The sequence below is a fragment of the Lysinimonas soli genome (genome assembly GCF_042655435.1).
Lineage (GTDB): Bacteria > Actinomycetota > Actinomycetes > Actinomycetales > Microbacteriaceae > Lysinimonas > Lysinimonas soli.
Genome location: NZ_JBHSMG010000001.1, coordinates 269,490 through 288,652, shown reverse-complemented (window position 1 = coordinate 288,652; position 19,163 = coordinate 269,490). Strand labels below are relative to the sequence as shown.

General features: G+C 66.4%; 20 protein-coding genes. 6 read left to right on the top strand and 14 right to left on the bottom strand.

The annotated features are described in order from the left end of the window. Positions 1 to 45 precede the first annotated feature (45 nt). The 7 genes from ACFPJ4_RS01390 to ACFPJ4_RS01360 all read right to left on the bottom strand — a co-directional run bounded on the left by ACFPJ4_RS01390 (position 46) and on the right by ACFPJ4_RS01360 (position 7,080). On the bottom strand, positions 46 to 1,041 hold the full coding sequence (locus ACFPJ4_RS01390; RefSeq protein ID WP_386738496.1) for an ABC transporter substrate-binding protein: 996 nt from the start codon (positions 1,039 to 1,041) through the stop codon (positions 46 to 48). Between the two features lie 67 nt (positions 1,042 to 1,108). Next, positions 1,109 to 1,951: a fumarylacetoacetate hydrolase family protein gene (locus tag ACFPJ4_RS01385; protein WP_386738495.1), complete on the bottom strand. Its 843-nt coding sequence runs from the start codon at positions 1,949 to 1,951 to the stop codon at positions 1,109 to 1,111. A 139-nt stretch (positions 1,952 to 2,090) separates the two neighbouring features. Beyond that, on the bottom strand, positions 2,091 to 2,702 hold the full coding sequence (locus ACFPJ4_RS01380) for a TetR/AcrR family transcriptional regulator (protein WP_386738494.1): 612 nt from the start codon (positions 2,700 to 2,702) through the stop codon (positions 2,091 to 2,093). A gap of 25 nt (positions 2,703 to 2,727) precedes the next feature. Continuing rightward, on the bottom strand, positions 2,728 to 4,443 hold the full coding sequence (locus tag ACFPJ4_RS01375; RefSeq protein ID WP_386738493.1) for an FAD-dependent oxidoreductase: 1,716 nt from the start codon (positions 4,441 to 4,443) through the stop codon (positions 2,728 to 2,730). Then, positions 4,440 to 5,843 (bottom strand): FAD-binding oxidoreductase, encoded by a 1,404-nt coding sequence (locus ACFPJ4_RS01370; RefSeq protein ID WP_386738492.1) that lies wholly within the window; start codon positions 5,841 to 5,843, stop codon positions 4,440 to 4,442. The genes ACFPJ4_RS01375 and ACFPJ4_RS01370 overlap by 4 nt, the downstream gene beginning before the upstream one ends. Positions 5,844 to 5,900: 57 nt before the next feature. Further along, on the bottom strand, positions 5,901 to 6,611 hold the full coding sequence (locus ACFPJ4_RS01365) for an isochorismatase family protein (protein ID WP_386738491.1): 711 nt from the start codon (positions 6,609 to 6,611) through the stop codon (positions 5,901 to 5,903). Further along, entirely contained in the window at positions 6,589 to 7,080 is a 492-nt protein-coding gene (locus tag ACFPJ4_RS01360; protein ID WP_386738490.1) for a hypothetical protein, read from the bottom strand. The genes ACFPJ4_RS01365 and ACFPJ4_RS01360 overlap by 23 nt, the downstream gene beginning before the upstream one ends. A 67-nt stretch (positions 7,081 to 7,147) precedes the next feature. Here ACFPJ4_RS01360 and ACFPJ4_RS01355 point away from each other — a divergent pair, with 67 nt between their 5' ends. The 5 genes from ACFPJ4_RS01355 (at position 7,148) to ACFPJ4_RS01335 (ending at position 11,686) form a co-directional block, all read left to right on the top strand. Then, positions 7,148 to 7,534 (top strand): winged helix-turn-helix transcriptional regulator, encoded by a 387-nt coding sequence (locus ACFPJ4_RS01355; RefSeq protein ID WP_386738489.1) that lies wholly within the window; start codon positions 7,148 to 7,150, stop codon positions 7,532 to 7,534. Between the two features lie 74 nt (positions 7,535 to 7,608). After that, positions 7,609 to 8,079 (top strand): Lrp/AsnC family transcriptional regulator, encoded by a 471-nt coding sequence (locus tag ACFPJ4_RS01350; protein ID WP_386738488.1) that lies wholly within the window; start codon positions 7,609 to 7,611, stop codon positions 8,077 to 8,079. 105 nt (positions 8,080 to 8,184) lie between these two features. Then, entirely contained in the window at positions 8,185 to 9,288 is a 1,104-nt protein-coding gene (gene pdhA / locus ACFPJ4_RS01345) for a pyruvate dehydrogenase (acetyl-transferring) E1 component subunit alpha (RefSeq protein WP_386738487.1), read from the top strand. Then, on the top strand, positions 9,285 to 10,307 hold the full coding sequence (locus ACFPJ4_RS01340) for an alpha-ketoacid dehydrogenase subunit beta (RefSeq protein ID WP_386738486.1): 1,023 nt from the start codon (positions 9,285 to 9,287) through the stop codon (positions 10,305 to 10,307). The genes pdhA and ACFPJ4_RS01340 overlap by 4 nt, the downstream gene beginning before the upstream one ends. Before the next feature lie 5 nt (positions 10,308 to 10,312). Continuing rightward, positions 10,313 to 11,686: a dihydrolipoamide acetyltransferase family protein gene (locus ACFPJ4_RS01335; protein WP_386738485.1), complete on the top strand. Its 1,374-nt coding sequence runs from the start codon at positions 10,313 to 10,315 to the stop codon at positions 11,684 to 11,686. A 56-nt stretch (positions 11,687 to 11,742) separates the two neighbouring features. Here the strand turns inward: ACFPJ4_RS01335 and ACFPJ4_RS01330 are convergent, their stop codons facing one another. The 6 genes from ACFPJ4_RS01330 to paaA are packed head-to-tail and all read right to left on the bottom strand — an operon-like array spanning position 11,743 to position 16,297. Beyond that, positions 11,743 to 12,519, bottom strand: coding sequence for an enoyl-CoA hydratase/isomerase family protein (locus ACFPJ4_RS01330; RefSeq protein WP_386738484.1), 777 nt, complete (start codon positions 12,517 to 12,519; stop codon positions 11,743 to 11,745). Positions 12,520 to 12,540: 21 nt separating this feature from the next. Further along, positions 12,541 to 13,644, bottom strand: a complete 1,104-nt coding sequence (paaE, locus tag ACFPJ4_RS01325) for a 1,2-phenylacetyl-CoA epoxidase subunit PaaE (RefSeq protein WP_386738483.1) — start codon at positions 13,642 to 13,644, stop codon at positions 12,541 to 12,543. Positions 13,645 to 13,675: 31 nt separating this feature from the next. Next, complete coding sequence (gene paaD / locus ACFPJ4_RS01320) at positions 13,676 to 14,197, bottom strand: 1,2-phenylacetyl-CoA epoxidase subunit PaaD (protein WP_386738482.1); 522 nt, start codon at positions 14,195 to 14,197, stop codon at positions 13,676 to 13,678. Further along, entirely contained in the window at positions 14,191 to 15,009 is an 819-nt protein-coding gene (paaC, locus tag ACFPJ4_RS01315; protein WP_386738481.1) for a 1,2-phenylacetyl-CoA epoxidase subunit PaaC, read from the bottom strand. Before paaC ends, paaD begins: the two co-directional genes overlap by 7 nt. Before the next feature lie 2 nt (positions 15,010 to 15,011). After that, positions 15,012 to 15,320 carry a 1,2-phenylacetyl-CoA epoxidase subunit PaaB gene (paaB, locus tag ACFPJ4_RS01310; protein WP_386738480.1) on the bottom strand — a complete coding sequence of 103 codons (309 nt, stop codon included), beginning with the start codon at positions 15,318 to 15,320 and terminating at the stop codon, positions 15,012 to 15,014. Further along, positions 15,317 to 16,297 (bottom strand): 1,2-phenylacetyl-CoA epoxidase subunit PaaA, encoded by a 981-nt coding sequence (gene paaA / locus ACFPJ4_RS01305; RefSeq protein ID WP_386738479.1) that lies wholly within the window; start codon positions 16,295 to 16,297, stop codon positions 15,317 to 15,319. Before paaA ends, paaB begins: the two co-directional genes overlap by 4 nt. A gap of 120 nt (positions 16,298 to 16,417) precedes the next feature. Here paaA and ACFPJ4_RS01300 point away from each other — a divergent pair, with 120 nt between their 5' ends. Beyond that, positions 16,418 to 17,053, top strand: a complete 636-nt coding sequence (locus tag ACFPJ4_RS01300; RefSeq protein WP_386738478.1) for a TetR/AcrR family transcriptional regulator — start codon at positions 16,418 to 16,420, stop codon at positions 17,051 to 17,053. Between the two features lies 1 nt (position 17,054). On the opposite strand, the gene paaZ is transcribed toward ACFPJ4_RS01300, so the two are convergent. Then, the gene (gene paaZ, locus ACFPJ4_RS01295; RefSeq protein WP_386738477.1) at positions 17,055 to 19,142 is read right to left on the bottom strand and encodes a phenylacetic acid degradation bifunctional protein PaaZ; all 2,088 of its coding nucleotides are present in this window, start codon (positions 19,140 to 19,142) and stop codon (positions 17,055 to 17,057) included. Positions 19,143 to 19,163 lie beyond the last annotated feature (21 nt).

Below are 19,163 nucleotides of genomic sequence, written 5' to 3'. Positions count from 1 at the left end.
GACCCCCGTGTCTCGGAATCCCTGTGAATCGTGTTCACGTCCCTGCTAGTTGGTGAAGACGTGTTTGGGGAGGTCGGCCACCGGCCCGCTCAGCACGTGGTACTTCACGGCGAGGCTCTGGAGCTTCGTCATCGCCTTGAGCGTCAGCGGCCCGAATGCAGGAAGTGTCATTTTGTCGAGGACGTCGGCCGACACGGTCGTCGAGGTCTTGGCGACCGTGCGGATGAGGCTGGGGTCGCCGGTGAGCTTCTTCGCGGCAGCATTCACCGCGGAGACGAACGCCGAGACCGTGTCCTTGTGCTGGGCAATGTAGTCGTCCGATGCGAGGTAGACAAGCTGCGGCAACCCGCCCGTCGCGGTCGCGATGCCGCCACCGGGCAGCGGCTTCACCCCGGAGCCGGCAGCCTCCGCCGCCGTGATGAACGGCTCCGTGGTCACGGCCGCATCGACGGTGTGGTTCGCCACGCTGGTCTGCATCTGCGGGATCGGGATCTCCACCCACTTGATCGACGAGGAGTCACCGCCCGCCGCATCGATCGCGGCCTTCATGCTGACAGCCGCGAAGCCGTTGAGCCCGTTCACGGCCACGGTCTTGCCGTTGAGGCCCTTGAGCGAGGTGATGGTGGAATCCGCGGCGACGATTGCCCCGTTCGGGTCCTTCGACGCATCCGTGGGCACGATAGCCCCGGCCGCGACGATCGAGATCGGCGTCCCTTGTGAAATGGCGGCGAGCGCCGACAGCGGGTCGGATGCCGCGAACTGCAGTTGGCCGTTCAGCAGCAGCGGGACCGCTTGGGCACCGTTCTGCAGCACCTGCGGCGTGACGTTGAGCCCGGCCGCCTTGTATGAGCCGTCCTGGATCGGAAGGTACAGCGAGGCATTCCCCGATGACGGACTGGAGCTGACCGCGATGTCGGTGACCGCGCCGGGCTTGCTCGCGGTCGGCGTCGTCGGGGTCGAAGGGGTCGAGCAGGCTGCGAGTGCGGTGGCGGCGATCATCGCGATCGCGAGCGCCGAGATTCGACGGACACTGGTGTTCACTGTGATTCTCCTTTGAACCATCGCGCAGATTGATTGAGCCCGCTGCGCCGGGAGTGCGGGGATCGCTCTACGTCCACCCGGCTTCGACCGGGTTCGAGAGCACCCCGATCGATTCGACGACCGCCTCGATCGTGTCGCCGGGTTGCATGCTCTCCTGCGGGTCCCGGAAGAACCCGACTCCCCCCGGAGTGCCTGTGGTCACGATGTCTCCGGGATTGAGCGTGATGTAGGTCGTGATCATCTCGAGGATGCGCGGAATCCGGACCATCATGTTGCCCGTGTTGGAGTGCTGGCGAATCTCCCCGTTGAGTCGTGTCGAGATCTCGAGCGAATAGGGATCGGGGACCTCGTCCACGGTGACGATCGCCGGGCCGACCGGGACGAAGGTGTCCGGCGACTTGCTCAGCATCACCTGCAGCAACTCGCGCTCCATGACGTCCCGCGCGCTCACATCGTTGACGATGGTGTACCCCGCGACGTAGTCCATGGCATTCGCCTCGGTGAGTCGATGCGCGACCTTGCCGATGACGACCGAGAGTTCGACCTCGTAGTCGGTGAAGGTGTCCTCGGTGGGGATGCGGATCGCGGCATCCTGCCCGATGACCGAGGCGGTGAGGAACGGCATGAAGACCGGCTCGCGCACCTGGAGCCGTGACGCCGCCTCGGCCGCGTGGTCCGCGTAGTTGCCGCCGGTTCCGATGACTTTGCTGGTACTCGTGACAGGGGCGAGGATCCGATCCGGCTGGACGGGAACCTCACCGGTCCGCACGACGCCTCGCACCGCCTTGAGCACGTCGCCGGTGGCGTAGAGCTCATCCAGGCTCGCCCAGGGAAGCGGAGTCACCGTTCCGTCGGGGTTGAGGTCGCCGACCCGTTCCGAGCCGTCCTTGACGTACTTCACCAACCGCACGCGAACCTCCTTGTTCAACACCATCCGTGCACCGCGAGCCAGAAGACCGCGTGTAGGGATGATCATTCCGGCACATCACCAGAATGTCAACAAGTGACTTGTGCGCCACCACCCGATCGGGACGCGCGCGAGCCGTCGACTAGGAATGACTCAGGTCCGGATAACCGGCGCCGTGCTCCCCCAGCCCGTCGAAGATGTCACCCAGCACGCGCACGAGGAACTCGATCACTTCGTCCCGGGGCACGCTCGGATTATCGATCCATCGCATCATTACGTCATCCTTCATGGTGATCCAGCCCTCGACCATCATCCGCGTCCGCGCGTCCGGGGCAGCCACCCCGAGCGCCGTGAGGAGCTGCGACATCCCGTCCCAGCGGTCCGCCTCGAACACGACGCGGGCCTCCGGGTCGGCGCCCATGGGTCCGCGGAGCAGCTCGCGGAGAGCCACCGGATGGGACTCGAGCCAGTCGAAATGCGCGAGCAGCACCGCGCGGACCGACGCGCCCGGATCCAAGCCGGGCGGCACCGTCAGAACCTCGCGCAGCTGCACGCCGATGTACCTGAGCACCTCCAGGTAGTATCCGCGCTTGGATCCGAAGTAATGGAACGGGAGACCCGCCGCCACTCCGGTCTGCGCCGCGATCGTCGAGATCCGCACCTCGTCGTAGGGCGTCGCCCCGAACGCCTCGATGCCCGCGATCAGAAGCCGCTCACGCCGGTCAACGGCTCCCGCGGTTGGAGGGCGGCCCATGGCTCCATCGTAGGCCGCCCCCTCCTCACTCCGCGGGGACCGCTGCCCCGCGAAGTCCGGCAAGAGCGAGGGCCGAACCGAGGGCATGCCCCGCGTCAACGGGGGTACTCTGCCAACGAGCTGCGACGTGACCGTCTGGGCGAATGAGAACGGCGGCGCCCGGCGCGAGCGCGTAGCGCTCCGCGAAGTCGCCGCGCTCGTCGACGTACTCGTTCGCTCCCTGCGCGACGGGGAGCACGGCCGCCGGCGTGACCAGCACGCCGGTGTTGGAGCTCGCCTCGGCGGCCGCCTCGGCCCAGAACTGCGCCGACCCGTTCGAGAGCAGCGTCCATCCCCCGTCGAAAAGGTCGATCGTCGACACGCCCCTGCCGTCGTGCGCCGCCAGACGCGCATGCGGGGCGCGGGCGCCCGGATGGGTCGACACCACGTACTCGGTGACGGTCGACTCGTCGATCGGCGTTCCGTCGTCGACGATGGCAGAACCGGAGTAGACGAACCCGAACTGCTGACCCTGTGAGTGGAACTCGGCGCGCTGCTGCTCGACACCCTGGGCGAAGATGGCGCGCATCTCGTCCCCCTCCGCCGCAGCGAGGAGGCGCAGCACCTCGGGATTCGACATGAATGCCGCCGCCTCCTGCTGATTCTTGGCGTTCTCCATCGAACGATTCGCGTTGTACACGGCCACGTCGCGCCGCTCATCCTCGTAGCTGTCGAGCAGTGACTCGTCGGCGGTTCCGGCCAGCACGGCGTCGAGCTTCCAGGCGATGTTGTGCGCATCCTGGATGCCGCTGTTCATCCCGAAACCGCCCATCGGCGGGAACTGGTGCGCGGCGTCGCCGATGAGGAACACCGATCCGACCCGCCAGTGATCGGCGATCGCCATGTCCACCCGCCAGGGCAGCACGCTCTGGATCTCCGGAACGAGGTCAGGAACGCCCGTCGCCGTGCGGATCAGCTCGAGGCAGTACTCCTCGGTGAACTCCGCGGCGACATCGGTGTCGGCGTCGATCTCGACGCTGTACACCCAGCGATCGCGCCCGTTGAGGGCGATGAAGATGCCGGAGGTCTCGAGGGAGAGGATGAACCACAGGATGTTCGGCCGATCCCGGGCAGCCTCGCTGAGATCAGCGTGGAAGTAGATGTTGGCACGGCGGCCCAGGGCATCGGAGCGCGAGAGCCCCGCACCGATCAGGGTGCGGACCGTGCTGTTGGCCCCGTCCGCCCCGAGGACGAAGCGCGCGGTGACGACCTCCTCGTCGTCGGCAGCGCGCACCGTGAGATCGACCCCGCCGGCCCGCTGCTCGATCGCGGTGACCTCATGGTCGAAGCGAACCGTCGCCGTGGGCTCCTCGGCGAGGCGCTGAAGCAGGACGGATTCGATCAGATCCTGGGGGCAGGAGCAGAGCCGCTCCGGCGAGTGCCGCTCCGCGGTCGCCTCGTCGACATAGTCGAGGGTCGCGAGCGCGTCGGAGGACATCGAGGTCAGCCAGGAGAAACCCCGCGCCAGCTCCGGATGCAGACCCTCGCGTTTGATGGCGTCGGCGACGCCCCAACCTCGGAAGATCTCCATGGTGCGGGCGTTGACCACGTGGGCGCGGGGCTGGTCGGACGGCGCGGCTCGGCGCTCCAGGACGATGACCCGGCGTCCGCGGCGTGCGAGGTCGATCGCTGCGGAGACGCCGACAGGGCCGGCTCCGACGATGGCGACGTCGAAGGATGTGGTCGGGCTGGTGCTCGTCATTGAGTGCTCCTTGGTTGGATGTTGAGATTGCGGCGGAGGAGATTGCTCGGGTCGAAGCTGGTCTTGAGGTCGCGAAGGCGCTCGTAATGCGCTCCATAACTCGTCGCGGCCTGGTCGAGCTCGTCGTGCGAGACGAAGCCCGGAGCGAGAGCGGGGCTGTCGGCGACCGAGTGGACGACGCCGGCACTCCGGGCAGACCAGTCGCGGCTTGCGCTCGCATCGTCGGGCTCGGTCCAGAGCGCCATCGCGTTCAGCAAGAACTCAGCATCCCGGCCAGGAGCGCTCCCGGGGTCTGCCATGGTCCGGACAGCTCCTCCCATCCGCACGACCTCGATGAGGGAATGCCGACTCGGCACAGCCCTCGCGAGCTCGACGATGTCGGCGATTCCGACGTCGTCAATCGTGTCGGTCCAGCCGGAGCGAATCACGGCGCCGAAGGTGTCGTGGGGGAACCCTCGCTCCATCGCGACCCTCAGCTCGCCTGGCGACCCGGTGAATGAGTGAGCGAAGATCGCGGTCGGAGCGTCGGCGAGGCCGGTCAGATCGACCGCTGCCCTCGCTGGGTCCGCATGGATGACCGTCAGCACCAGCCCTGGCCGGCCGACGCGGTCCTCCGGGACTCCGGGAATCGCGGGCACGGCGCGCAACATGGCAACTGCGGTGATGTCCTCGGGCAGCCCGACCGTCCAGTCGCGGTAGAAGGCCAGCGCGGCAGCGAGCGACTCTTCTCCGAAGACGAGTTGTGTGGTCGCGAGCTCGGGCAGTTCGACGCACCGAAACTCCAGCTCGGCGACGATGCCGAAATTGCCCCCTCCACCTTTGATCCCCCAGAACAGGCCGCTCACGTCCCGCTCGTCCACGACTTCGACCTCGGCCAGACCGGTCACGACGGTCGCCCCGATGATCGCGTCAGATACATACCCGAGCTTGCGAACCAGCACGCCCACGCCGCCGGAGAGGGCGGCACCGACGACCCCCGCCCGGCTGGGCACGGGAATCGTCATCGCGAGGCCATGGGCCGCCAATGCCTGCTCGAGGTCTCCGCTCAGTACACCGGCTCCCACGCGCACCGTGCGGGTGGCGGGATCGACGACGATCTCATCGAGCGCCGAGACGTCGGCGACGATCCCTCCCTCAACCGTCCCGAGACCGGCGGGCGAATAGCCTCCGCCCCGCACCGCAACGGGGAGGCTCAGTTGCCCGGCCGCCATGAGGACGTGGACGATGTCGTCGACGCTGTGGCAGCGCGCGATGACCAGTGGTGTCGCGCGAATCTCGGTATTCGAGATGTTCGACGAGAGCGACCCATGCGCCGGGGGGAAGGACAGCCACCCGAGGGGAAAGCCGAGATCGCCCAGCGCGTCGCGGACCTGCCCGACAACGGTGACAGTGCGCTCCATGGTGCCGACCTCCTTGACGACAGGGGGACATTACCATTGAGTTTGAGTCAGAGTCAATCAGAGATTCGATGCGGCGTCGGCACGGCGCGCCTCAGCCTGAGCGCCGAAATACACCGCCGCGCCCATCGCCATTGACGGGACGTGCTCCCGCATCAGCCTCTGGTTGAGGGGGCCGTACGCACTCCGATGATCGACCGTGAACTCGCCGGCGAGAGAGAACCAGGTCACCGGCGTTGCGCCCGCCTGCGTCATCCGCGCCACGGCCGTGCTGTGCGTCTCGAGAGTGAGACTCGCCGACGCATCGGCGACCACGTACACCTCGTAGCTCAGCCTCAGCGCGCCGAGCACTGTCTGCAGCACGCATCCCTCGGTCGAGATTCCCGCGATGGCGAGCCTGCGCCGACCAGTCGCCTCGACGGTCTCGGCGAATGCTTTGTCGAGGAAGCAATTGAAGTTGCCCCCGCGTTCAATGACCGGATGATCGCCGATGACCTCGAGCAATTGCGGATACAGGCCACCGGACGGCTTGCTGGGTTCGCCGTTCGTCACCACCAACCCTGTGCCGAAGGTGACCGCCACCTTCGCAAGCCCCACTACGTTGTTGAGGTGCAGCGGCAGGTCGTGAGACCGGAGGATGTTCGCAAAGCCGACCGCATGATCGATCATGATGATCGTCGTGTCGTCAGGCGTGAGGGGTTCCAGATTCAACTTCGTACCTTCCCTATTCTTGTCGTTATCAGAAGAGCTACTTCTCGGGCGCTCGGACAACGGCCTCGTCGTCGACGGTGATCCAGCCTTCCCCGAGGTCGGTCTCGCCGAAGTGGGAGTACTCCGACGGGCTCTTGCGCTTGAAACTGTCGCGAAGTGGAACCGTGAAGCCGCCCACCGTCATCGTGCCGAGGAAGACCAGCGACTCGCCATCCCATCCGCTCGAGCGCTGAGTCGCCCGTCCCCCGTTGCTGTCGAACCACTCCGCGACGAACTCGTCAGCCACCGCGTCGTAGCCCCAGAGATACCGTGCCGTCAGTGGCGCCGAGTTGGCGTCCGTCGCCAACTCCTCCGTCCGGATCACGGTCCACATGCCACGGTCCTCTGAGGTGCCGGTGATCCGCATCTCGACGGGCTTGCGCGCCCCGAACGGCGTGGCATGGAATTCGCCGGTCGCACTCCATCGACCGAGAAAGAAGTCGAGTTCGCGCAGGCGGGAGACAGGGGTTCCGTCAGTATCATTGTCCACAGGCATAGTTGATCCAATCGCTATTGCAACTAAGGAATTAGTAGTTGATATGAATACTATAGCTCCAATGAACTCCGGCGGCGCCAAGAACCTGCGTCTTGCCGTCTGCCCGAGCTATCACGCCGCCGTCGAGCTCATCGGACGGCGCTGGAACGGGGTCATCCTTCAGGCCCTCTTGGCCGGAACCACGCGATTTACCGAACTCAGAAGCGGAATCCCAGGGATCACCGACACGATGCTGACCCAGCGCCTCCGGGAGCTCGAGGATGCCGGGGTCGTGTTCCGCGAGGTGGCGAATGCTCGGCCGGTGGAGATTCGTTATGGCTTGACCGAGGTCGGCCTTGAACTGTCACCGATCCTCGAGGCGATCGCGTCATGGAGCAATCACTGGATCGACGCCCGGGAATCAGAGGCCGGCGCCGAGCAGACAGGGGAAGGCCGAAACGTGGGTTGACGAGCCGCCATGCGCCGTAGGCTAGTCGCCACCATGAGTCGATTCGCAGAGCTTGCCGGGGCTCCGAGTGAGCCATGCCACTAGACCGCACTGACCGTGCGATCATCTCCGCGCTGAGTCAGGACTCGCGGCTCTCCGTGCGCGCTATCGCCGAACGCGTGCACATCTCACGGACCGCGGCGAACACGCGGATGCGTCGCCTGATCGAGTCCGGGGTGCTCACGAGCTTCACGGCGAAGGTGGACCGGAAGGCCCTGGGCCTCAACGTCACCGCCATTGTCATCGTCACCGTCGGGGGCATCCCCTGGCCCGAGATCGCCCGCTCACTCGCGGAGTTGCCGTTTGTCGAGAACGTTCTGGCCGTGAGCGGCGACATCGATTTCGTGATCACCGTCAGCGCACCCGATAACGACCGTCTCAGCGACGTGATCATGCACCAGATCAACACGATGCCGGGTGTGCTGTCGACGCGGTCGCACGTCGTGCTGGACTCGCGTGACGGCACAGCACCCGGTGTGGCTCAGGACCATTGGCCCTTCGCTTAGCCCGATAACGGGACGAATGGATCGCTTTTCACGAGAGCGCAGCCATATGTTCCGACCTGCCCGCGGTCCATCGCGCGCACCGTCGCGTTCCACGAACATGACTGCATGAGCGATGTCGCCGGCCCGGTCCGTCCCACGGAAATGCCCATTCGCCTGATCGACCCGAAAGGCACGGCGGTGAAGGGAAAGCGGACGGCTGGCTTCGCGCTTCCGGATGTCGAGATCCTCCTTCGCCTGTACCGCGACATGGTGCTCGCGCGTCGCTTCGACGCTCAGGTGACCGCCTTGACCCGTCAGGGGCGTCTCGCGACCTACCCCTCCGCGCTGGGGCAGGAAGGGTGCGAGATCGCCACGGTCGCCGCCATGAGTGGGAATGATTGGCTGTTCCCCACCTACCGCGACACCATCGCCCTCCTCAGCCGCGGAGTCAGCCCGGTCGAGATCCTGGCGTTCTTCCGGGGCGACTGGCACACCGGATTCGATCCCAACGTCCACAAGATCGCGCCGCAGTCGACCCCGCTCGCGACTCAAGCTCTTCACGCGGTCGGGCTCGCAACTGCGGCCAAGCTCCGGGGCGACGACGCGGTCGCGGTCACCTTCCTGGGCGATGGATCGACCAGTGAAGGCGACGCCCATGAAGCCTTCAACTTCGCGTCGGTGTGGGCCGCGCCTGCCGTCTTCGTCATCCAGAACAATCACTGGGCGATCAGTGTCCCCGTCGCGAAGCAGACGCATGCCCGCACCTTGGCTGACAGGGCCATCGGGTATGGGATGCCCGGCTACTACGTCGACGGCAACGATGTCGCCGCCATGTACGCGGTGGTCCGCGCCGCCATCGAGAACGCGCGCGCGGGGCACGGTCCCACCATGATCGAGGGGCTGACCTACCGCATCGAGGCGCACACCAACTCCGATGACCCGACCCGCTACCGCGGAAAGTCCGAGGAGGCAGAGTGGCGGGCGCTCGACCCCATCGAGCGCCTCGCGACGTACCTCACCGAGATCGGCGCCTTGACGGATACCGTGCGCGCCGAGATCATGGACGCCGCCGAGGAGCTGGCCGAACGAACTCGAGACGCGATGAACACCGATGCGGTGCTCGATCCGCTCGAACTCTTCGACCATGTCTACGCTGCGGAGCGTCCAGCCCTTCGCGAGCAGCGCGCCTTCCTCGCGCACGAGCTCGCCCATTCGGAGGGCGCGGCATGACCATCACCGAGGACGTGCGCGCCGCGGCGGCTCCGGCCACCGAGCGCAGGACCACCATCAGCATCGCCGGGGCGCTCAACGCAGCGCTCCGCGATGCCCTCGCCGACGACGCGAATGTCGTCGTGTTCGGAGAAGACGTCGGGCCGCTCGGCGGCGTGTTCCGGGTGACCGATTCGCTCAGCGCCGCGTTCGGCGAAGCCCGCGTCTGGGACTCGCCGCTGGCCGAGTCCGGAATCGTTGGAACGGCGATCGGCATGGCGATGTACGGCTTGCGCCCGGTCGTCGAGATGCAGTTCGACGCCTTCAGCTACCCAGCCTTCGAACAGATCACCTCGCATCTGGCGAAGATGGCCAACCGCACGAAAGGCAGGATCAGGCTGCCGATCGTGATCCGCATCCCGTACGCGGGAGCCATCGGCGGAGTCGAGCATCATTCCGACTCCTCGGAGGCCTACTGGACTCACACGCCGGGACTCACCGTCGTCACCCCTTCCAACCCGGCTGACGCGTACTCGATGCTGCGAGAGGCCATCGCCAGCGACGATCCCATCATCTTCCTCGAACCGAAAAGCCGGTATTGGGCGAAAGACGAGGTTGCGCTCCCGGTGACAACCGCCCCTATGGGCCGTGCACAGGTGCTTCGATCGGGCTCCGACGTCACCCTGATCGCATACGGGCCAACTGTGAAGACCGCACTCGAGACAGCGGAACTCGGAGCGGCCGAGGGCCTGTCCATCGAAGTCGTCGACCTCCGCAGCCTCTCGCCCTTCGACGACGAGACGGTGGGAGCGTCTGTCCGCAAGACATCACGAGCCGCGGTCATCCACGAGGCGGCCCAGTTCGGCGGATACGGCGCCGAGGTGGCTGCACGTCTGACCGAGCACGAGTTCTTTCATCTTTCGGCCCCCATCCTGCGCGTCACCGGGTTCGACATCCCCTACCCGTCGCCCAAACTCGAGGAGCACTACCTGCCGACCCCGGAGCGCGTCCTGGCGGCGCTGGACACCTGGGAATGGTGAACGACATGTCGAAGCAGTTCCTCCTTCCCGACCTGGGCGAGGGGCTGACCGAGGCCGAGGTGGTCACCTGGCTGGTCGCCCCCGGAGACGTCATCGAGATCGATCAGCTGGTGGTCGAAGTCGAATCAGCGAAGTCGGTCGTGGAGCTCCCCTCGCCCTACGGAGGCCGGGTCGAGCGACTGGACGCGGCGCAAGGCGACGTGGTCGCGAAGGGCTCCCCCCTATTGACCATTAGCTCCATTGACGCGGCGCTGGGCATCCCGCCGACGGCTTCTGGGCCGACCTCCGAACACGAGCCGTCCCCCGAACTCGCCGACCTGGTCCCTGGCACTGCGCTCCGTGAGGAGGCACCGTCGTCCGGGTCCGGCGCCGTCTTGGTCGGTTACGGAACCCGCGAGCCGAGCGTGCGACTGAAGCGCCCGGCGGGAGGTCGGTTCGGCGCTCGCACTGCCTCCGATCCCGCGAGTTCCGCCCGGGACGGCCTTCTCGATCTCACGCGGCGCTCCCCGGTCGTGTCGCCTCTGGTGCGACGCCTTGCCCGATCGAACGGTTTCGACGCCAGCCACCTGCTGGGCTCCGGGCCCGGGTCTCTCGTCCGCCGCGACGACGTCGAGTCGGCCATCGCCGCACTCGCTACGCCGACCGCGGCCGAGACCGCCCCCGCATTGGCCCACGAACTGCTCGGGGCCCACGACATCCGCATTCCTCTCACCGGCATGCGAAAGCTGATCGCATCCCGGCTGAGCGAGTCGCGCCGGATCGTTCCCGAGGCGACGATCTGGCTCGACGTCGATGCGACGGAGTTGTTCTCCGCCAAGGAGCGCCTGCAGAACTCGACCGGCGAGCGCTTCAGTCTCACCTCGCTGATCGCACGCTTCACCGTGGCAGGTCTCAAGCAGTTTCCGGTGCTCAACTCCTCGCTCGATGACGCGAGCAACGAGATCGTGCAGCACGGCGCCATCAACCTCGGAATCGCCGCGCAGACCCCTCGCGGGCTCATGGTGCCGGTCATCCACAACGCCCACGAGCTCACCACTCGAGAACTCAGAGACCAAGTCGCAACCCTCGTCGCCGCATCCGAGAAGGGCGAATATGCCCCCTCGGCACTGAGCGGGGGCACGTTCACCCTCAACAACTACGGTGGCTTCGGCGTTGACGGGTCGACCCCGATCATCAACTTCCCCGAGGTCGCCATGCTCGGGATCGGTCGCATCATCGATCGCCCCTGGGTGCTTAACGGCCAGATCGTGCCGCGCAAGGTGGTCACGCTCTCCTTCGTCTTCGATCACCGAGTGTGCGACGGCGGGATCGCCTCAGGGTTTCTGAGCTATGTCGCACGCTGCATCGAAGAGCCGCTCTTGTTGCTCGGAAACCTTTAGCAGACAGTACGAAGTCAGCACCTGCGTACAGCAGGGAACCTCAGGGCGACGCCGTCTTACCGCGCCGATCCGAAGACCGGAGCGCGCTTCTGCTGGAACGCCGCGAACCCCTCGCGGTAGTCGTCGCTCAGACAGAGTTCGCCTTGCGCGGCGTTCTCCGCAGCCAAGGAGGTCCAGAACCCGACCCTGTCATCCCTGAGTTGAGCGATCAGCCTCTTGCTCGCGAGGAATGCGGCCGTGGCGCCGAGCGCCACCTTCTGCGCCCGCGCCCGGGTGAACTCGGCGAGCTCTGCCTCGGACACGACCCGGCTGAACAGACCCGCCGCCACCGCCTCAGCACCCGTCATGAGCTCTGCCGTGTAGATCAGGTCGAGGGCGCGATGGGCGCCCAACCGCTCGAAGAAGAGTGCGTGCCCGCCGGAGTCGAGAGTCGCGCCGAGCTGTGCGAAGGGCGAGCCGATCTTGGCCGTATCCGCCACGTACACCACGTCGGTGGCGATCAGCAGCCCCAACCCGACTCCGAGACAGGCCCCGTGGGCAGCCGCGAAGGTCGGCGCGGGAAAGCCGGCGATCTGCTTGAGCAACGGCGTCACGACGCCGTCGAGATAGCCGTACGCATCGTCGGTGGCCGGATCGAGATGCGAGATGTCCCGCCCCGCAGAGAACGCCCTCCCCTCCCCCCGGAGCATCAGCGCCCGCACCCCCTGTTCCGCCGCCTCGCGATACGCCGCCGACAGCTCGCCGATGGCGATCTCGTCAAGGGCGTTGAGCTTGGCAGGGTCATCAAGTACGACCTCGGCATATCCGTCGGTCACGGTCAGGTGCACGGTCATGGTCTCTCCTTGATCCGTCGATCAGACGTCGTAGTCGACCGACACCTTCTCGCTCGTCGGAACAGACTGGCAGGTGAGCACGTAGCCCCGTTCGAGTTCATCGGGCTCCAAGGCGTAGTTCTCCAGCATCTCGACCGTGCCGTCGGTGAGCGCCGCGCGGCATGTTCCGCAGACGCCGCCTGCGCAGGCGAACGGCACATCGCTGCGAACCCGGAGGGCAGCGTTCAAGATGCTCTCGTTGCTGTGCACCGGGCTGGTCACGGTGGCCGTGGTCCCATCCAGCCGGAAGGTGATGGTATGGACTTCCCGCTCATCGACGGGGACCACGGGCCGCCCGGACTGACCCGAGGGCCGATCGGGCCTGCCGGTCGTGAAGAGTTCGTAGCGAATCGCCGAGACATCGACTCCCAGTTCCACGAGGGTGTCACGGCACAACTGAACCAAATCGAATGGACCGCAGATGAACCACTCGTCGATGTCGCTCGGCCGGATCAGGGAACTGAGGATGTTCCGGAACTTGTCGGCGTCCAGCCTTCCGGAGAGCAGCTCGGAACTGCGCCGCTCGCGCGTGAGCACGTGGTAGAGCGCGAGCCGATCCGGATAGCGATCCTTGAGATCGGCGAGTTCATCGACGAACATCGTGTCCATTGCGGTGCGATTGGAATACACCAGCGAGAAGTGGTTGCCCGGTGACGCACCCAGAGTGCTCTCGATCAGAGCCATCATGGGGGTGATCCCCGAACCCGCTGCGATTCCGACGAAGCTGCTGGCCGACTGGTCGATCTGCGAGACGAATCGGCCTTCCGGGCTCATCACCTCGAGCTCCATCCCCGCAGCTAGCGATTCCACCGCCCAGGTCGAGAACAGGCCGCCGGGGTCGCGTTTGATGGCGACCTTGAGTTCTCCGTCGACGGGGGCCTGGCAGATCGAGTAGCTGCGACGAACCTCACCCCCGTTCAACGAGGTCCGGATCGCGATGTACTGCCCGGGCGAGTAGTCGTAGCTCCCCGCGAGTTCCGGCGGGACGGCCAGGGTCACCTCGATCGCGTCGTCGGTGAGCGGGCGCACCTGGGACACGGTCAACGTGTGGAAGCGGGCGCGGCGTCGCGTCGGGGTGGTGGTCACTCGGTGATCCTTGAGGTCGGGGCTGCGTGAGTCAGTGCTGCTTGAAATAGTCGAATGGCTCCTGGCAGCGCTGGCACACGTAGAGCGCCTTGCAGGAGGTCGATCCGAATGCCGAGATGGCCCTGGTGTGCAGAGATCCGCAATGCGGGCACCGAATGCCGAGCCCGAGGTCGACACCGCCGTCGGTTCGACGCGGGACCGGCGGCGCAATCCCGAATGCCTCGAGCTTGGCGCGGCCATCATCGCTCAGCCACTCGGTCGTCCACGCCGGAGCGAGGACCACGTTCACCGTGGCGTCAGGGTAACCGTGCCGGGCCAGCGCGACGACGATGTCGTCCCGCATCGCATCGATGGCAGGACAGCCGGAATAGGTCGGCGTGATCTCAACGGTGACCTGCTCGCCGTCGAGCACCACCCTGCGCAGAACGCCGAGATCCTCGATCGTGAGTACGGGAACCTCGGGGTCGACGACGGTCGCCGCGATGTCCCAGATCGCTCGCTCCCGGGCGGACGTCGGCCGCGGGCGCGCCTCGGTCTCGACGGCGCTCACCATGCCTCCCCCGGGTGGGCGCGAGCCAGCACCTGCATCTCGGCGAGGAGGGGACCCAGGGCCTCGGAGTGCACTCCTTGACGACCACCCCCGCGGGCGGAGCCGGTCGTCGGAACCGACAATCCGGCCTCGACGATCAGCCGCGGTACGAGCTGGTCGAAGGCCGGCCGAAGCGAAGCGGGGTCAACGGCGATTCCGTCGAGCTCCTCGATTTCCGGCTGCCGGCGGAACAACTCGTCCACGAACGGCCACATCGCGTCGAGTCCGCGCTGCATCCGACGAGCCGATTCCTCTGTGCCCAGCCCCAACCGCAGCAACCACTGCGAGGAGTGGTCGAGGTGGTAGTCAATCTCTTTGACCGCCTTGGCCGCGATTGCGGCGAGGGTTGGATCGGCGGACCGCCCCAGTGATCGATAGAGCCCGTGGAAATACGCCGAGGCGATCAGTTGACGCGCGATGGTTTGGGCGAAATCCCCGATGGGCTGTTCGAACAACTGGTGGCAGCGGAACTCCGGCTCGTCGCGAAAGTAGGCCAGGTCGTCCTCGGCCATACCCCACGCCGATCCCGCGTAGCTCAGCAGGCTCCGCGCGTGACCGAGCAGGTCGAGCCCGATGTTGCCCAGGGCGATGTCCTCTTCGAGCTCGGGCGCATGGGCGATCCACTCACCGAGGCGCTGAGCGAGGATGAGGGCGTCGTCCCCCAGCCCGAGTGCGTAGCGCGCGACGGGCTCGGATGCGACCAGTTTCGCGGCCGAGATCTGCTCGGCCAGCGCTTCCGGCGTGATCACCGGCGACGCCGCCCGTTTGCTGGTCACGCTCACAGGTGCGGCACCCCCTCAGACTTCGTGTAGTAGTTGGCGTGACGGAACTCCTTGCCGCGCGGCGACTCGAAGAACGCGCCCTTGGCATCGGGATCCGAGGCAGTGATGTCGGAGGCCCGCACGACCCAGATGGAGACGCCTTCGCTTCGGCGGGTGTACAGGTCTCGCGCGTTCCGCACCGCCATGGTCTCGTCGGGTGCGTGCAGCGATCCGGCGTGGACGTGCGACAGACCGCGCGACGAACGGATGAAGACCTCCCAGAGCGGCCACTGCTCGCGGGTACCGGAGTCACCGGGGCTCGTCACGATGCCAGCTCCAAATCCGCGGCGGCCGCCGCCTGCTTGTCGGCATAAGCCCGGGCCGCCTCTCGCACCCACGCGCCGCCTTCGTGGGCGGCCCGGCGTGTGTTGAGCCGAACCGCATTCGCCTGACCGTTGCCCTTCAGTACGTCGTAGAACTCCGACCAGTCCAGCTCACCGAAGTCGTAGTGACCCCGCTCCTCGTTCCATTTGAGGTCGGGATCCGGCAGGGTCACGCCCAACGCCTCCGCCTGCGGAACGAGCATGTCGACGAACCGCTGCCGCAGCTCGTCGTTGCTGAAGCGCTTGATCTTCCAGTCCATGCTCTGCCGCGAGTTGGGTGAGTCCGCGTCGGGGGGACCGAACATCATCAACGCCGGCGCATACCAGCGATTGACCGACTCCTGAGCCATGGCCCGTTGCGACTCCGAACCGTTCATGAGTGCCAGGAGGATCTCGAAGCCTTGGCGCTGATGGAACGATTCCTCCTTGCAGATGCGCACCATCGCGCGTGCATACGGGCCATAGGACGCGCGACAGAGGGGCACCTGGTTGCAGATCGCGGCGCCATCGACCAGCCAGCCGATCGAGCCCATGTCAGCCCAGGTCGGAGTGAGGTAGTTGAAGATCGACGAGTACTTCGCGGCGCCGGTGATGAGCTGCTCGAACATGGTGTCGCGATCGGTGCCCAGGGTCTGCGCTGCCGAATAGAGGTACAGCCCATGACCCGCCTCGTCCTGCACCTTGGCCATCAGAATCGCTTTGCGCTTCAGGCTGGGGGCTCGGGTGATCCAGTTGCCCTCCGGCTGCATGCCGATGATCTCGGAGTGCGCATGCTGCGAGATCTGCCGCACGAGCGTCTTGCGGTAGGCCTCCGGCATCCAGTCGGTGGGCTCGACCCGGCTGTCGCTTGTGATGAGCTCCAGGAATCGCTCTTCACCGGCCGCATCATCCACGGCTCCGGGCCTGATGCCGGGCGTCACTAAGGCCACGAGGCTCTCCTTCCCGAGCCGTCATCGACTCGCCAACTTACTGATCGTTCAGTAAAAATACCACGCGGATCGCCGCGGAACAAGGCCACTCGTCGGCTAGAGTCGGTGGTCATGACCCCTTCAGCGCGCGCGAAACCGTCGAGTACCGTCGGCAACGGTCGCGTCGGTCGAGACCCCTACGATCTCGAGACGGTTCTCGAGATCGCCGTCTCGGCATTCAACGATTTCGGCTACGACGCCACCTCGATGGGCCTGCTCGCAGAGCGACTCGGCACGAGCAAGTCCGCGGTCTACTATCACGTCACCGGAAAGGAGGATCTGCTTCGGTTGGCCTTGGACCGAGCTCTCGGCAGCCTCGAGAACGTACTCACCCTGCCGGGGGCGACGAATGGGGACCCCGTGGAGCGGCTGCGCTTCGTGGTCCGCGCCGCGGTTGCGGTTCTCGTCGCCGATCTTCCCTATGTCACGGTCTTGTTGCGTGTTCGCGGGAACACCGCGATCGAACGCGACGCGCTTCGTCGTCGGCGGGAGTTCGATCATCAGGTCGCGCAGCTCGTCGACCAGGGGGTCTCGGCCGGCGCGGTGCGCTCTGACGTCGACTCCGGGACGATCACCCGCTTGCTCTTCGGAATGGTCAACTCGATCGTCGACTGGTACAAACCCGGCAAGGGGCTCACGGTCGATCAGCTTGCCGATGACGTGATCGCCGTCGCCTTCGACGGGCTGATCGTCTCGCCGCACAGCTGAGTCACTCCTTACTGACGAGTGTCAGGACCTCGTAGTTCGCGACCGGCTCATCGCGCTGATTGAGCAACACCGCATCCCACCGCACCTCGCCGTAGTCTTCCGTCTCTCGGGGCGTGATCTGCTTCGCGGTCAGGATGACCCGCACCGAGTCTCCCGGGGAGACGGGCGTCACGAAACGCAAGTTCTCGAGTCCGTAGTTGGCGAGGACCGGGCCGGGGGCCGGGTCAACGAAGAGTCCCGCCGCCCATGACAGCAGCAGATACCCGTGAGCGACGCGACCGGGGAAGAACGGATTGGCCGCGGCGGCCTCCTCGTCCATGTGAGCGTAGAAGGTGTCTCCCGTGAACTCGGCGAAGTGCTCGATGTCATCCAGGGTGATCTCCCTCGACCCGGACTCGACGGCATCGCCGATCCGCAGCCGCGACAGAGGCTTTCGGAACGGGTGCTCCCCTGTGCTGACCGACGGCGCTCCGGCCCGCCACTCCCCGGTCAACCCGGTCAGGGCGGCCGGAGAGCCCTGCACGGCGGTCCGCTGCATGAAGTGCTTTACGGCCCGGATGCCGCCGAGCTCCTCGCCGCCGCCGGCGCGCCCGGGGCCGCCATGCACCAGTTGAGGCATCGGCGAGCCGTGCCCCGTGCTCGAGCGGGCGTCGTCACGGTCGAGCACGAGCACGCGCCCGTGGAACGGCGCGATTCCGGCGAAGACCGCAGCCACCGCAGCCGGGTCCGCCCCGGCGATCGTTGCGACGAGAGAGCCGCCACCTCGATTCGCCAGGCGGATCGCGTCATCCAAGTCCCGGTAGCCCAGAATCGACGCCACCGGGCCGAACGCCTCGATCCGGTGCACGGCATCGGCATCGGCATCGGCGAACCGCAACAGCACCGGGGCCAGGAATGCGCCGACGGAAGCCGACACCGACCCGTCGGCGTTGACCACCTCGGGCTCGGCAAGGCTCCCGTAGACGATCTCCCCACCACCCGCGATGAGCGCTTCGATACTGGAGCGCACGTCGTCGCGCTGGTCGATGCTGGCGAGGGGGCCCATCGTGACGCCGTCGGCCCGCGGGTCGCCGACCACGGTCCTGGCGTCAAGGCGGACGCTCAAAGCCGAGATCACCGCATCTGCCATCTCGACGGGCACGATGACCCGGCGGACGCAGGTGCATTTCTGGCCGGCCTTGGAGGTGATCTCAGCAACCACCGATGCGACGAAGGCATCGAACTCCGGCGTCCCTTCGACGGCATCCGGAGTCAGGATCGCCGAGTTGAGCGAGTCGGTCTCACAGCCGAGAGCGACTCCTCTCGAGATGACGGCGTCGTCCACCTTCAGCGCCGTCGCCGTCGACGCCGACCCGGTGAAGCCGACACGGTCACGCACGTCGAGGTGGTCGAGGAAGCCACGGACCGAGCCGGAGACCAACTGCAACGCGCCCTCGGGAAGCAGCCCGGAATCCACCATGATGCGGACGCACGCCTCGGTCAGGTATGCGGTCGGCGTGGCAGGTTTCGCGATGCTCGGAACTCCGGCGAGGAACGCCGGCGCGAACTTCTCCAGCATCCCCCAGACCGGGAAGTTGAAGGCGTTGACCTGGAAGGCGACTCCCGGCACGCGCGAATAGATGTGCTGGCCGCCGAATGAGCCGTCCTTCGACAAGCCCTCTGGCGGCCCATCGATCAAGAGGGTGCTGTTCGGCAGTTCCCGACGGCCCTTGCTGGCATAGCTGTAGAGAACGCCGATTCCGCCGTCGATGTCCACAAAGGAGTCGCGCCGCGTCGCACCCGTGCGCGTGCTGAGTTCGTAGAGCGCGTCCTTCTGCTCGGAAAGCACGCTGGCCAGCGCCTTCAGCACGAGCGCGCGTTGATGGAAGGTGAGCGCACCGAGGCTTTTCTGCCCGACGGTTCTGGCATAGTCCACGGCCGCCGCGAGATCGAGGCCTTCCGACCCGACGAGCGCGATCGGTTCGCCGGTCGACGCGTCGAGAACCGGTGCCCCGCGCTCCGGCGTCCACCACGCTCCGGCCACGTAACTGGGGAGCAGCCGGGGGCTGTCCCCGCGGGTGCCGACTCTGGCCTGGGTCGTCGAAGTCATCGTGTGTCCTTTCGTCGGTGA